The organism is Dactylosporangium sp. NPDC049525, assembly GCF_040676755.1.
In the GTDB taxonomy this organism is placed as follows: Bacteria; Actinomycetota; Actinomycetes; order Mycobacteriales; family Micromonosporaceae; genus Dactylosporangium.
The window spans coordinates 111992-124420 of record NZ_JBFAPO010000026.1 but is presented as its reverse complement, the minus strand read 5'-3'; the positions used below and the strand labels follow the sequence as shown (position 1 = coordinate 124420).

Here is a 12429-nt window from a genome sequence, read left to right as displayed (position 1 = left end):
GGCACAACACCGGGTGCCCCCAGGGTGATTGGTGACGGGTGATCTCTCGGTTGACGGCAACCCACCCGCGGCGTGGCAGACTGATCGATCGTGCAGGACGTCACCAACTTCGCCGAGCTGGTCCGGCGCGCCGCCTCCGCCCGTGGCACCCGACCGGCCCTGCGATCACATGCCACCGTGATCACCTGGTCCGAGCTCGACCAGCAGGTCGATGCGGTCGCCGCCAACCTCGCGGCGCTCGGCCTGCCCGCCGACGAGCACGGCGCCGCCCGGGTCGCGGTCGCGCTGCCGAACGTGCCGGAGTTCGCCGCCGTGTTCTTCGGGGTGCTGCGCGCCGGCCTCGTCGCGGTCCCCATCAACCCGGCCTACACCGCCCGTGAGCTCGCTCACGTCTTCGCCGACTCCGGCGCCGCGGTCCTCGTCGGCACCCAGTCCGTCGTCAGCGCCGTCGGCGCCGGCGGGCCGTCCCGCCAGTACACCCTCGGCGGCAACCTGCAAGAGCTCTTCCAGGACAAGGCCGGCCCGGCCCTCGCCGGCGGCGCCGGCCTGGCCGTGCTGCTCTACACGTCGGGCACCGCCGGCGCCCCGAAGGGCGCGATGCTGTCGCACCGGGCCCTGCTCGCCAACCACGGGCAGCTCGCCGAGCTCGACCCGCCGCCGGTCGCCCCCGACGACGTGCTGCTGCTCGCCGTGCCGCTCTTCCACGCCTACGGGCTCAACAGCGGCCTCGGCGCGGTGGCCTACCACGGCGCCTGCGGCGTGCTCGTCGAGCGGTTCGACCCGGCGGACTCCCTCGAGGTCATCGAACGGCACGGCGTCACCGGCGTGGTCGGCGTCCCGCCGATGTTCATCGCCTGGTCGCTGATGGGTGAGCGGCTCACCGAAGCATGGGCCGGGGTGCGCCTCGCCGTCTGCGGTGCGTCACCGCTGGATGCCGCGGCCGAGCGCCGGTTCGTCGAGGCGACCGGTCAGCCGGTGCATCAGGGGTACGGGCTGACGGAGGCCGCCCCGGTCGTGACCAGCACGCTGGCCAGTGCGACGGTGAAGTCCGGCTCCATCGGCCGGGCGATTCCCGGGGTCGAGCTGAAGCTCATCGACGCCGGTGGCGAGGAGGTCCTGCTCGACGAGGACGACGAGGTCCGCACCGACCCTGGCGAGATCGTCGTGCGCGGCCGGAACCTCTTCGACGGCTACTGGCCCAGCGGCGAGGGCGCGCCCGACGCCGACGGCTGGTGGGCGACCGGCGACGTCGCCTACGCCGACGAGGACGGTGACCTGTTCATCGTCGACCGGCTCGGCGAGCTGATCCTGGTCTCCGGGTTCAACGTGTATCCGCACGAGATCGAGCTCGTCCTTGCCGCGCACCCCGCCGTCGTGGAGGCCGCCGCGCTCGGGGTACCCCACCCGTACACCGGCCAGACCGTCAAGGTCGTCGTCGTGCGGCGGCCCGGGTCACAGGTCACCGCCGAGGAGCTGATCGCGCACTGCGAACGCAACCTGGCCCGGTTCAAGTGCCCGACCGCGGTCGAGTTCGTCGACGAGCTGCCACACTCCGCGACCGGCAAGATCCGCAAGGCGGCACTGCGATGAGACTCACCCTGTACACCCGGCCCGGCTGCCACCTGTGCGACGTGGCGAAGGAGGCGATCGAGCGGGTTGCGGCCGCCACCGGCGAGGGCTGGACCGAGATCGACATCACCGGCGACGACGCTTTGGAGGAGGAGTACGGCTTCCGCATCCCCGTCGTCCTGCTCGACGGCAAGGAGCACGGCTACTGGCGGGTCGAGGAGGACAGGCTCCTGCGCGACATGCGGCTATCCTCAGCCCCGTGAATCACCTCGCCAAGCACCTCGTCTGGGACTGGAACGGGACCCTCCTCGACGACCTCAAGCTCGTCGTCGACGCCACCAACGTCTGCCTGGCCATCGTCGGCGGTCCGGTGATCACCGCCGAGGACCACCGCCGCGACTTCCGCCGGCCGATCCTCGACTACTACGCCCACGTGCTGGCGCGCCCGGTCGACGAGGTCGAGTTCCAGCTGCTCGACGACGCGTTCCACGACGCGTACCGGCTGGGCATGGCCGACGTGAAACTCACCCCCGACGCCCTCGAGGCGATGGGCCGCTGGACCGGCACCCAGTCGCTGCTGTCGATGTTCTTCCACGACGAGCTGCTCATCGAGGTCGAACGGCACGGCCTCGGCGTCCACCTGGTCCGCGTCGACGGCCTGCCCGGCACCGTCGGCGGGCACCGCAAGGCCGCCTACCTCGACCGGCACCTGCAGGCGCTGGGGCTCGACCCGGCCGACGTCGTCCTCGTCGGCGACTCCGTCGACGACGGCGAGGCCGCGACGACCCTCGGCGCGAGCTGCGTCCTGTATGCCGGCGGCTTCACCGACGTCGCGCTGCTCGAGGCGACCGGCCTGCCGGTGGCGTACTCGCTGCTCGAAGCCGTCGAGATGGCGGCCTAGGCCATGCGCGTGGTCGTCGCGGACGACGCGGTGCTGCTGCGGGAAGGTCTGGTGCGGCTGCTCACCGAGAGCGGTCACGAGGTCGTCGCGGCCGTCGGTGACGGCCCGAGCCTGGTCGAGGCGGTCGTCGAGCACCGGCCCGACGTCGCGATCGTCGACGTGCGGATGCCGCCGTCACACACCGACGAGGGCCTGCGCGCCGCCGTCGAGGCGCGCCGCAGGGTGCCCGGCACCCCGATCCTGGTCCTGTCGCAGTACGTCGAGGTGTCCTACGCCGACGACCTGCTCGCCGACCGTGCCGGGGCCGTCGGCTACCTGCTCAAGGACCGCGTGTCGGACGTCGCCGACTTCCTCGACGGGATGCAGCGCGTCGCGACCGGCGCGACCGTCCTGGACCCGGAGGTCGTCGGGCAGCTGCTGGTCCGCCGCCGCCGCGACGACCCGCTGCGCAGCCTCACCCCGCGGGAGCGGGAGGTGCTGGGCCTGATGGCCGAGGGCCGGTCGAACACGGCGATCGCCCGCAAGCTGGTGGTCACCGACGGCGCGGTGGAGAAGCACGTCAAGAACATCTTCACGAAGCTCGACCTGCCCCCGGACGACGAACAGCACCGCCGGGTCCTGGCGGTGCTGACGTACCTGCAGAGCTAGGGCATTAGGGACGGCTCAGGTGGGCAGGATCGCGGTGAGGCGGGTGCCGCCGCCGGCGGGGCTGGTGACGGTCATCTCACCGCCGGCGGCCTTGACCCGGTCCGCAAGGCCGGTCAGGCCGTGGCCCTTGGCGAAGCTGGCCCCGCCGACCCCGTCGTCCTCGACGGTGACCAGCAGCCCGTAGGCGGAGCGCTGCAGCTGCACGCGGCACTCCTCGGCCTCGGCGTGCTTCGCCACGTTCGTCAGCGCCTCCGCGACGACGAAGTAGGTCGTGGTCTCCAGGCTCTCCGCGAGCCGGTCGTCGATCTCCGGCAGCTCCAGGTCCACGGGCACCGGCGACCGGCCGGCGAGCGCGGTCAGCGCGGCCCGCAGCCCGCGGTCGACCAGGATCGGCGGCGCGATGCCCCGCGACAGCGCCCGCAGCTCGTCGAGGGTCTCCCGGGTCTGGGCAAGGGCCTCGGCGACCGTCGCCCGCGCCGCCTGGGGGTCGGACTCGAACTGCAGGTCGGCCCGGCCGAGGTCCATCGCGAGACGCACCAGGCGCTGCTGCGGGCCGTCGTGGATGTCGCGTTCGAGCCGGCGCAGCGCGGTCGCCTCGGCGGACACGGCGGCCTCCCGCTGGGCCCGGGCGGCGTCCCGGCCGGCCTCGGCCTCCGCGACCTGCTCCCGCAACTCGTTGACCCCGTTGAGCAGCGCCCGGGCGAACTGCGCCTCCAGCTGCGCCGCGCCCCGCACGACCGGCAGGAGGGTCAGCGCGAAGATGATGCCGATGCCCGTGTACAGCAGGACCCGCACGTTGTCGCCGCTGCCGAGGCCGATGAGCTCGTTGAGGTCCTTGTTGTCCGGCGGGCGGGGGATCGACCAGTCCCATAGAATGGTGGTGACCCCGCCGAGGGCGCCGGCCCACCAGGTGACGACGAACGCGAAGGCGATCGTGCTCGGGATGAAACGCAGGATCCCGTGCAGCAGGTCCAGCCACGACTGCCCGTCGCTGAGCGGCACCAGCATCTTGCGCCAGAAGCCGTCGTCCGGGTCAGGTTTCTTGTAGTACGGATGTGGTAGCCGGGTCCGCAGGACCGGTCCGATCCGGGCGCGTTCGACGGTGGCGAAACCGCGGGCCTGGAAGAGCGTGCCGACCAGGATAGGGAAGCCGAGCACGATCACGAGCAGGCCCAGCCCGACGCTGAAACCGATGAGGAACAGCGCCAGGGTGACGATGCCGAGAGGGAAGCCGAGCAGCACGTACTGCGTGTCGACGCCGAGCTGACGGAAGATGCCACGGTGACGAGGGGTGATGGTCGTTGTCATGTCATCGACGCTATGCATGACGCCTCTTTCATCCCATCCCGCCGCCTGGCCACTCAGTGGTAGGGCCAACCCTACCGGCACGTGTAGGCTGGCTACGGATGGGAAAACAAGTCCAGCGTGTCGGCGGCGTTATGCCCGATTCTGTAGTGATACTCAATCGAGCGCCCGCCCGCTGCCGGCCTGGTCCGGGGAAAGGGGCACGCAGGTGCCGCGGGGGCATTCCACGCGTACGTGGGCCGCACGGGCGGGCGCTGACCTCTGCATGGTTGGCGTCGGCGCTTCAAGATCGCGATTTGTGCACGGCTTCACAAGCGCCTACTCTGTTGCAACGACGAACCCCGCTAGCACAGGCGGTCACAGCCATCGCGAGCGGCCTCGCATACCGTCGTCGTCACGGAGACTCATGAGCCAGCAGCGCACCGGCCCCACCGACGGGCCGGACTTTCCGGACCTTCCGGAGGCGACCGTCGCCAGGCTTCCGGAATACCTGCGCGCCCTGCACCACCTCGCTGAGGACGGGCACGACACGGTCTCCTCGGAGGGCCTCGCAGCGGCCGCCGGCGTCAACTCCGCCAAGCTCCGCAAGGACCTCTCCCACCTCGGCCGCACCGGCACCAGGGGCGTCGGCTACGACGTGACCTTGCTCATCGACCAGATCGAGCAGGTCCTCGGCCTCACCCACCGCAGGGCCGTCGCCCTCGTCGGCGTGGGTAATCTCGGTCACGCCCTGGCCGGATACGCCGGCTTCGGCACCCGCGGCTTCCGCATCGCCGCGCTCTTCGACGCCGACCACGGCCGCGTCGGCGAACACATCAACGGACTGGTCGTGCGCCACATCGACGACCTGCCCGAAGTCGTCGAGCAGGAGTCCATCTCCATCGCCGTGATCGCCACCCCCGCGCACGCCGCACAGCACGTCGCGGACCGCCTCGTCGAGGCCGGCGTCACCAGTGTCCTGAACTTTGCACCATGTGTCTTGAACGTCCCCGACGGCGTCGACGTGCGTAAGGTCGATCTGGCCATCGAACTGCAAATCCTGTCCTTCCACGAGCACCGCAAGTCAGCGCTCACCGCGCTGCCGGCCGCGGTGCAGAAACCCGGGCGGGTCGGCATGGCCAACCGGCTCGGCGGGGAGGCGGTGGCCACGTGAGCGGTTCCAACCTGCTGATCGTCGGAGTGTCGCACCGGACCGCCGGTGTGCCCCTGCTCGAACGCGTCACCGTCCCCGGCGACCAGCTGCCCGCGGTCCTCGCCGACCTCGTCGCCCAGCCCTACATCGACGAGGCCGTCATCCTGTCGACCTGCAACCGGGTCGAGATCTACGCCGCCGTCACCGCCTTCCACGGCGCGCTCGCCGACATCGGCGGCGTGCTCGCCGCCCGCTCCGGCACCAGCGTCGGCGAGCTCGCCAGCCAGCTCTACGTCCACTACGAGGTCGACGCCGTCCGGCACGCCTTCCGCGTCGCCGCCGGCCTCGACTCCATGGTCGTCGGCGAGGCCCAGATCCTCGGCCAGCTGCGCGACGCCTACGGCACCGCCGCCGAGCAAGGCAGCGCCGGGCGGGTCCTGCACGAGCTGCTCCAGCAGGCGCTGCGGGTCGGCAAGCGGGTCCACGCCGAAACCGAGATCGACCGCGCCGGGCAGAGCGTCGTCAGCGCCGCCCTCGCCTACGGGCAGGGCGCCACCGGGCCCGTCGAGGGCCGGCCCGCGCTCGTCATCGGCGCCGGCGCCATGGGTGCGCTGTCGCTCGCTACGCTGCGCCGGTCCGGCGCGCACCCGCTGTATGTCACCAACCGCAGCGCCGAGCGCGCCGAGCGCCTCGCCGAGCTGCACGGCGCCACCGCAGTGCCGTACGCGACGCTCCCGACCGTCCTCGAACAGGTCGACGTCGTCGTCAGCGCCACCGCGTCACCCGGGCCCGTCCTCGACGCCGCCCTCGTCGGCAGCGCGCTCACCGGCGATCGCGGCTCGCTGCTGGTGCTGGACCTCGCCATCCCGCGCGACGTCGCACCCGGCGTCGGCGACCTGCCCGGCGTCACCCTCGTCGACATCGAACTGCTGTCGGAGTCCCTGTCGACCACCGCCGACGCCGAGCAGCGCGCCGCGGAGGACATCGTCGCCGGCGAGGTCGAGGCGTTCCTCACCTGGCTGCGCGGCGCCGACGTCGCACCCACCGTCGCCGCCCTGCGCGCCCGCGCCGACGAGGTCGTCGAAGCCGAGCTCGGCCGCCTCGCCCAGCGCTGCCCCGAACTCACCGACGGGCACCGCGCCGAGGTGGCCCACAGCATCCACCGCATCGTCCAGCGCCTGCTGCACCAGCCGACCGTCCGGGTCCGGCAACTGGCCGCCGAACCCGGTGGCGAGGCATACGCTCAGGCGCTCCGCGAGCTGTTCGACCTGCAGATCCCCACCTCCGACATCGACCCGGCCGCCGCAGGCGAGGTACACCCGTGACGTTGAGACTTGGCACCCGAGGCAGCGCCCTCGCCATGGCGCAGTCCGGCACCGTCGCCCAGGCCGTCCGCGACCTCACCGGCCGCGACGTCGACCTCGTCGAGATCGTGACGCCCGGCGACCGCTCCAGCGCGCCGATCCAGACGCTCGGCGTCGGTGTCTTCGTGTCCGCGCTGCGCGACGCGCTCCTCGCCAAGGAGATCGACTTCGCGGTCCACTCGTACAAGGACCTGCCCACGGCGCCCGCGGACGGCCTCGTCATCGCGGCCATCCCGCTCCGCCAGGACCCGCGCGACGCCCTCGTCGCCCGCGGCGGCCTCAACCTCAACGAACTGCCCGTCGGCGCACGCATCGGCACCGGCGCGCTGCGCCGCATCGCCCAGCTCAACGCCCTCGGCCGCCGGTTCGAACCGCTGCCGCTGCGCGGCAACGTCGACACCCGCCTGCGCAAGCTCGCCGAAGGCGAGTTCGACGCGATTGTCCTCGCCCACGCCGGCATGGCCCGCCTCGGCCGCGGCGGCGAAGCCACGGAGGTCCTCGACCCGCTGCTGATGCTGCCCGCCCCCGCGCAGGGCGCACTCGCGGTCGAGTGCCGAGAAGACGATGCCGAGCTGCGCGAGCTTCTCGCCGCGCTCGACGACGAATACACCCGCGCGGCGGTCACCGCCGAGCGGGCGCTGTTGGCCGAGCTCGAGGCGGGCTGTTCCGCCCCGATCGCGGCACTGGCCGAGGTCGCAGAAGGCGACGACGGCCCGGAGATCTATCTGCGCGGTGCGGTCTTCAGCCCGGACGGCGGGTTCGCCCTCCGGCTGTCACGCACCGGAACGCTCGCCGACGCCGCGGAGGTGGGCCGTGCCTTGGCCCGCGACCTACGCGAAGAAGGCGCCGACAACGCACTGGGAGTGCAGCATGACCCGCACCCGTAAGGGCAGCACCGGCCGGATCGCCTTCGTCGGGGCCGGCCCCGGCGATCCAGGCCTGCTGACGCGTCGCGCCTATGAGGCGCTGGTGTCCGCCGACCACATCGTCTATGACCGCAACGTCCCCGAGCCGCTGCTCAGCGTGATCCGCGCCGACGCCGACCCCGAGGCGCAGTTCTCCCCGGCCGAGGGAGCGCCCGGCGACGTCGCCAAGGTGCTGCTGTCCGCGGCCCGATCCGGCCTGCGCGCCATCCACCTCGTCGGCGGCGACCCGCTCGCCCACGACACCGTCCTCAAGGAAGTGCAGGCCGTCGCCCGCACCGCCGTCCCGTTCGAGGTCGTGCCCGGCATCGGCCAGGCCGCGGGCGTCGCCACGTACGCCGGCGTACCCCTTCCCGGGGTCCGCGTCACGGCGGACGTCGACGACGTCCAGTCCGTCGACTTCGAGTCGATCGCCGCCGCGATCAGCCGGGGCTCTTCCGCCCTCGCCGTCGACGCCGGCGACCTCGCCGCCGTCCGCGACGGGCTCCTCGCCGCGGGCGTCGACGCCACCACCCCCGTCTCCGTCACCGGCGACGGCACCGGCGAGACCCAGTACAGCTCCGCCACCACCGTCGACAGCATGGTCGCCGCCGCCCTCGGCTTCGCCGGGCGCGTCGTGCTCTGCCTCGGCGCCGGCGTCAGCCAGCGCGAGAAGCTCGGCTGGTGGGAGAACCGGCCCCTGTACGGGTGGAAGGTCCTCGTCCCCCGCACCAAGGAGCAGGCCGGCGCGATGAGCGAGCGGCTGCGCGCCTACGGGGCCATCCCGTGCGAGGTGCCGACGATCGCGGTCGAGCCGCCCCGTACCCCCGCGCAGATGGAACGCGCGATCAAGGGGCTCGTCGACGGCCGCTACGCCTGGACCGTCTTCACCTCGGTCAACGCCGTGCGCGCCGTCTGGGAGAAGTTCGCCGAGCACGGCCTCGACGCCCGCCACTTCGGCGGCGTCAAGGTCGCCTGCATCGGCGAGGCGACCGCGGAGGCCGTCCGCGGCTTCGGCATCGTCCCCGAGCTGGTGCCCGCCGGCGAACAGTCCTCCGAGGGCCTGCTCGCCGAGTTCTCCCCGCACGACGAGATCCTCGACCCCGTCGGCCGGGTGCTGCTGCCCCGCGCGGACATCGCCACCGAGACGCTCGCCGCCGGCCTCACCGAACTGGGCTGGGAGGTCGACGACGTCACCGCGTACCGGACCGTCCGCGCCGCCCCGCCGCCGGCCGACATCCGCGACGCTATCAAGTCCGGTGGCTTCGACGCGGTCCTGTTCACCTCGTCCTCCACCGTGCGCAACCTCGTCGGCATCGCCGGCAAGCCGCACGCCCGCACCGTCGTCGCCGTCATCGGCCCCAAGACCGCCGACACCGCGGTCGAGTTCGGCCTCCGCGTCGACGTCCAACCACCGCACGCGTCCGTCTCGGACCTGGTCGAAGCGCTCGCCGGCTACGCCGTCGAACTCCGCGAGAAGCTCGCCGCGATGCCCGCGAAGCAGCGCCGCGGCTCCAAGGTCCAGGGCCCGACCGCGCTGCGGTTCCGCTAGATCTGGTTCACGTCTCCGTAGGGGGTTCTGCCATGGCTGGTTTCCCGACCGTCCGCCCTCGCCGGCTGCGTCGCACCCCAGCGATGCGACGGCTCGTCGCCGAAACACACGTCGAGCCGTCGAACCTCATCCTGCCCATGTTCGTCAAAGAGGGACTCGCCGAGCCGCGGCCGATCTCGTCGCTGCCCGGCGTCGTCCAGCACTCCCGCGAATCCCTGCGTAAGGCCGCCGCCGAGGCGGCCCACGCGGGGGTCGGCGGGATCATGCTCTTCGGCGTCCCCGCCACGCGTGACGAGACCGGCTCCGCCGGCGCCGACCCCGACGGCATCCTCAACGTCGCCATCCGCGACGTCGTCGCCGAGGTCGGCGACGCCACCGTCATCATGAGCGACCTCTGCCTCGACGAGTTCACCTCGCACGGGCACTGCGGCGTCCTCGCCCCGGACGGCACCGTCGACAACGACGCGACCCTCGCCGCGTACGCCGAGCTGGCCGTCGCCCAGGCCACCGCCGGCGCGCACGTCCTCGGCCCCTCCGGCATGATGGACGGCCAGGTCGGCGTCGTGCGCCGGGCCTTGGACGAGGCCGGCTTCACCGACGTGGCGCTGCTGGCCTACGCGGTCAAGTACGCCAGCGCCTTCTACGGCCCGTTCCGCGAAGCGGTCGAGTCCGCGCTCGTCGGGGACCGCAAGAGCTACCAGCAGGACCCGGGCAACATCCGCGAGGCGCTGCGCGAGGTCGCCCTCGACGTCGCCGAAGGCGCCGACATGGTCATGGTGAAGCCGGCGCTGCCGTACCTGGACGTGCTCACCAAGGTCGCCGAGTCGGTCGACGTGCCGGTCGCCGCCTACCAGGTCTCCGGCGAGTACGCGATGGTCGAGGCGGCGGTGGCGAACGGCTGGCTGGACCGGGACCGGGTCGTGCTCGAGACGCTGACCTCGATCCGGCGCGCCGGCGCCCAGCTGATCCTGACCTACTGGGCCGTGGACGCCGCCCGCCTGCTGCGCCAGTAATCGACCAAGGGGTCGATGACGCTGGGCGACGATCCGGTAACGCGATCTTGGCGTGATTTGGATGGGTGCTGTAAGGTGCGTGGAAGCAGCGCGCCGTCACCGGCTCGGACACGTGGCTTCCGATGGCGTCCGCGGACTGGTAGCCATCGACTGCGGTAGACACGGACGAATGTCGCGCGAGCACCCGACGTTTCGCGCGGGTGGCGTGGCGGGTCAGGCGGCGACGCGGTCGCGGCCGCCGCGTTTGGCGACGTACAGGTTGCGGTCGGCCATGTCGTAGAGTTCCCGGCCGTCCATGCCGTCGTGGAGCGCCGCGACGCCGATGCTCAGCGTCACGCGCAGGCCGAACGCGACCTGGTTCCAGTCGCGGCCGGTGACGACGTCGCGGATGCGTTCGCCGATGCGGGCGGCGGCCGGCAGGTCGGTCCGCAGGAACAGGGCGAACTCGTCGCCGCCGAGGCGCACGGCCACGTCCTCGGGGCGGCAGTGGGCGCGCAGGACCGCGGCGATCTCGCGCAGGACCCGGTCGCCGACGATGTGCGAGAAGTGGTCGTTGATGCCCTTGAACCGGTCGATGTCGACGAGGAGCAGCACGGCCGAGCCGGCTGCGTCGCCGATCTGGTCGAGCTGCCGGTCGAACTGGCGGCGGTTGCCGAGGCCGGTCAGGGCGTCCTGCGCGGCGTCGCGGTCGGCGCTGGCCCTGGCGGCCTCGAGGTCGACGCGGCGCCGGGCCTGGTGCAGCATCGAGCGGCGCTCCAGGCGCAGCCGCCACAGGTGCCGGGCGTGCGCGCGCACCGCGGTGAGCAGCGCGCCCGTGGAGTCGCCGGGCTGTTCGGCGGCGGCGAGCAGCGCCAGTTCGTACTGGAAGATCAGCCGCTGCGGGCTCAGCGGGGCGAGCTCGTCGGCGGCGAGGAACTCGCGCCGGGCCTCACGGAGCCGGCCGGAGCAGCGCAGGGCGATGCCGTAGGCCAGGTGGGCGAGGCGGGCCTCGTGCTCGTGGCCGTTGTCGCGCAGCGGCACGACCAGCGAGCCGGCGAGGACGAGGGCCTCCTCGACGGCGCCGATCTTCACGAGGCCGAGGGCGTACAGGACGGTGGCCAGCGGCGCGTCGTGGAAGTGGTTCTGCACCCAGTAGCGGACGAGGTTGACGCTCCTGGCGAAGCGCACGTTCGCCTCTTCGGTCAGGCCGACGTGCTCGAGTCGCAGGCCCCATTCGAGGAGGAGTTCGGCGCGCTGGAGCTCGGCGGCGGCGCGCTGGTCGGTGCCCGGGGTGAAGGACTCGACCGCGAACGCGGACACCTCGTCGGCGAGCTCGTACAGCTCGGCGGCGCGCGCGGCCTCGCTGACCGACGACATCGCCGAGATGTACCGGACGTTGCCGCGCGGAATGGTCTCCAGCAGCCGCAGCGCCGCCGCGAGGCGGTGCAGGCCCTCGTCGAGGAGCCCCAGCTTGATCAGGATCTCGGCGGTGTCGGCGAGGGTCTTCGCCTCGCCGGTGCGGGCGCCGCTGGTGCGGTGCATCTGCAGGAGGCGCTCGCCCTCCTCGAGGGCTTCGTGCAGCCGGCCGAGGCTGATCAGCGCGTACAGGCGGCCCTGGCGGATCATGCCGACGGATCGGGTGTCGCCGAGCAGTTCGACGACGTGTTCGAGCCGGTCGGCGAGGTCGAGCGCCTCGGAGTTGCGGCCGTGCACGGTCAGTTCGTGCACCTGCAGGGTCAGCGCCTGGAACGGCCCGAACGGCCACACCGGGATCGGCAGCCGGGGGTCCGGCGCGTGCCGTGGTTGCGCGTCAGGCATGTGTCTCCCCCGTCCGGTCGTTGTTTGTCGTCCCGCAAGTGATGTCGGCAGCGGGTGGGCGCGGATGAGCGTTGCGACGCGCCTCACTCACCGCACGACGTACATTTCGGGCATTTTGGGCGTGTTTGTAAACGTGCAGGTGGGGTCGTCGGCCACACTGGGTTACGGGACCCGTGGGGGGACTTCCGTAGGACTTTCGGGTGTTCGTTCTGTCAGGAACACGACAGTTGCCCGATTCGTAGTGAT

11 protein-coding genes are annotated in these 12429 nt (G+C 72.2%); 9 read left to right on the top strand and 2 right to left on the bottom strand.

Going from position 1 to position 12429, the window contains the following annotated elements; all coding sequences use genetic code 11:
- Nucleotides 1-90: 90 nt before the first annotated feature.
- From AB0K00_RS31895 to AB0K00_RS31880, 4 genes are read left to right on the top strand one after another with little or no spacing between them, the layout of a single operon-like run.
- Nucleotides 91-1590: an AMP-binding protein gene (locus tag AB0K00_RS31895; protein ID WP_363527817.1), complete on the top strand. Its 1500-nt coding sequence runs from the start codon at nt 91-93 to the stop codon at nt 1588-1590.
- Complete coding sequence (locus AB0K00_RS31890; RefSeq protein WP_327006513.1) at nt 1587-1832, top strand: glutaredoxin family protein; 246 nt, start codon at nt 1587-1589, stop codon at nt 1830-1832. Before AB0K00_RS31895 ends, AB0K00_RS31890 begins: the two co-directional genes overlap by 4 nt.
- On the top strand, nt 1829-2470 hold the full coding sequence (locus tag AB0K00_RS31885) for an HAD hydrolase-like protein (protein ID WP_363527813.1): 642 nt from the start codon (nt 1829-1831) through the stop codon (nt 2468-2470). Before AB0K00_RS31890 ends, AB0K00_RS31885 begins: the two co-directional genes overlap by 4 nt.
- Before the next feature lie 3 nt (nt 2471-2473).
- Entirely contained in the window at nt 2474-3118 is a 645-nt protein-coding gene (locus AB0K00_RS31880) for a response regulator transcription factor (RefSeq protein ID WP_363527810.1), read from the top strand.
- A 15-nt stretch (nt 3119-3133) separates the two neighbouring features.
- Here the strand turns inward: AB0K00_RS31880 and AB0K00_RS31875 are convergent, their stop codons facing one another.
- A complete protein-coding gene (locus AB0K00_RS31875; protein WP_363527807.1) occupies nt 3134-4426 on the bottom strand; it encodes a sensor domain-containing protein in 1293 nt (430 codons plus the stop codon).
- Between the two features lie 403 nt (nt 4427-4829).
- On the opposite strand from AB0K00_RS31875, the gene AB0K00_RS31870 reads away from it, so the two are divergent.
- From AB0K00_RS31870 to hemB, 5 genes are read left to right on the top strand one after another with little or no spacing between them, the layout of a single operon-like run.
- Nucleotides 4830-5576, top strand: coding sequence for a redox-sensing transcriptional repressor Rex (locus AB0K00_RS31870; RefSeq protein WP_327006510.1), 747 nt, complete (start codon nt 4830-4832; stop codon nt 5574-5576).
- Nucleotides 5573-6880, top strand: coding sequence for a glutamyl-tRNA reductase (locus AB0K00_RS31865; RefSeq protein ID WP_363527804.1), 1308 nt, complete (start codon nt 5573-5575; stop codon nt 6878-6880). The genes AB0K00_RS31870 and AB0K00_RS31865 overlap by 4 nt, the downstream gene beginning before the upstream one ends.
- Nucleotides 6877-7806 carry a hydroxymethylbilane synthase gene (gene hemC / locus AB0K00_RS31860; RefSeq protein ID WP_363527801.1) on the top strand — a complete coding sequence of 310 codons (930 nt, stop codon included), beginning with the start codon at nt 6877-6879 and terminating at the stop codon, nt 7804-7806. The genes AB0K00_RS31865 and hemC overlap by 4 nt, the downstream gene beginning before the upstream one ends.
- Entirely contained in the window at nt 7790-9373 is a 1584-nt protein-coding gene (locus AB0K00_RS31855; RefSeq protein ID WP_363527798.1) for a uroporphyrinogen-III synthase, read from the top strand. Before hemC ends, AB0K00_RS31855 begins: the two co-directional genes overlap by 17 nt.
- 32 nt (nt 9374-9405) lie before the next feature.
- Nucleotides 9406-10386, top strand: a complete 981-nt coding sequence (hemB, locus tag AB0K00_RS31850; RefSeq protein WP_363527795.1) for a porphobilinogen synthase — start codon at nt 9406-9408, stop codon at nt 10384-10386.
- A 213-nt stretch (nt 10387-10599) separates the two neighbouring features.
- On the opposite strand, the gene AB0K00_RS31845 is transcribed toward hemB, so the two are convergent.
- Nucleotides 10600-12183, bottom strand: a complete 1584-nt coding sequence (locus tag AB0K00_RS31845) for a GGDEF domain-containing protein (RefSeq protein WP_363527792.1) — start codon at nt 12181-12183, stop codon at nt 10600-10602.
- Between the last annotated feature and the right edge of the window lie 246 nt (nt 12184-12429).

Excerpts from the sequence above, each read along its gene's own strand:
- AB0K00_RS31890 (WP_327006513.1), top strand. The coding sequence starts at position 1,587 with ATGAGACTCACCCTGTACACCCGGCCCGGCTGCCACCTGTGCGACGTG.
- AB0K00_RS31880 (WP_363527810.1), top strand. The coding sequence starts at position 2,474 with ATGCGCGTGGTCGTCGCGGACGACGCGGTGCTGCTGCGGGAAGGTCTG.
- AB0K00_RS31875 (WP_363527807.1), bottom strand. The coding sequence starts at position 4,426 with ATGACAACGACCATCACCCCTCGTCACCGTGGCATCTTCCGTCAGCTC.
- AB0K00_RS31870 (WP_327006510.1), top strand. The coding sequence starts at position 4,830 with ATGAGCCAGCAGCGCACCGGCCCCACCGACGGGCCGGACTTTCCGGAC.
- AB0K00_RS31855 (WP_363527798.1), top strand. The coding sequence starts at position 7,790 with ATGACCCGCACCCGTAAGGGCAGCACCGGCCGGATCGCCTTCGTCGGG.
- hemB (WP_363527795.1), top strand. The coding sequence starts at position 9,406 with ATGGCTGGTTTCCCGACCGTCCGCCCTCGCCGGCTGCGTCGCACCCCA.
- AB0K00_RS31845 (WP_363527792.1), bottom strand. The coding sequence starts at position 12,183 with ATGCCTGACGCGCAACCACGGCACGCGCCGGACCCCCGGCTGCCGATC.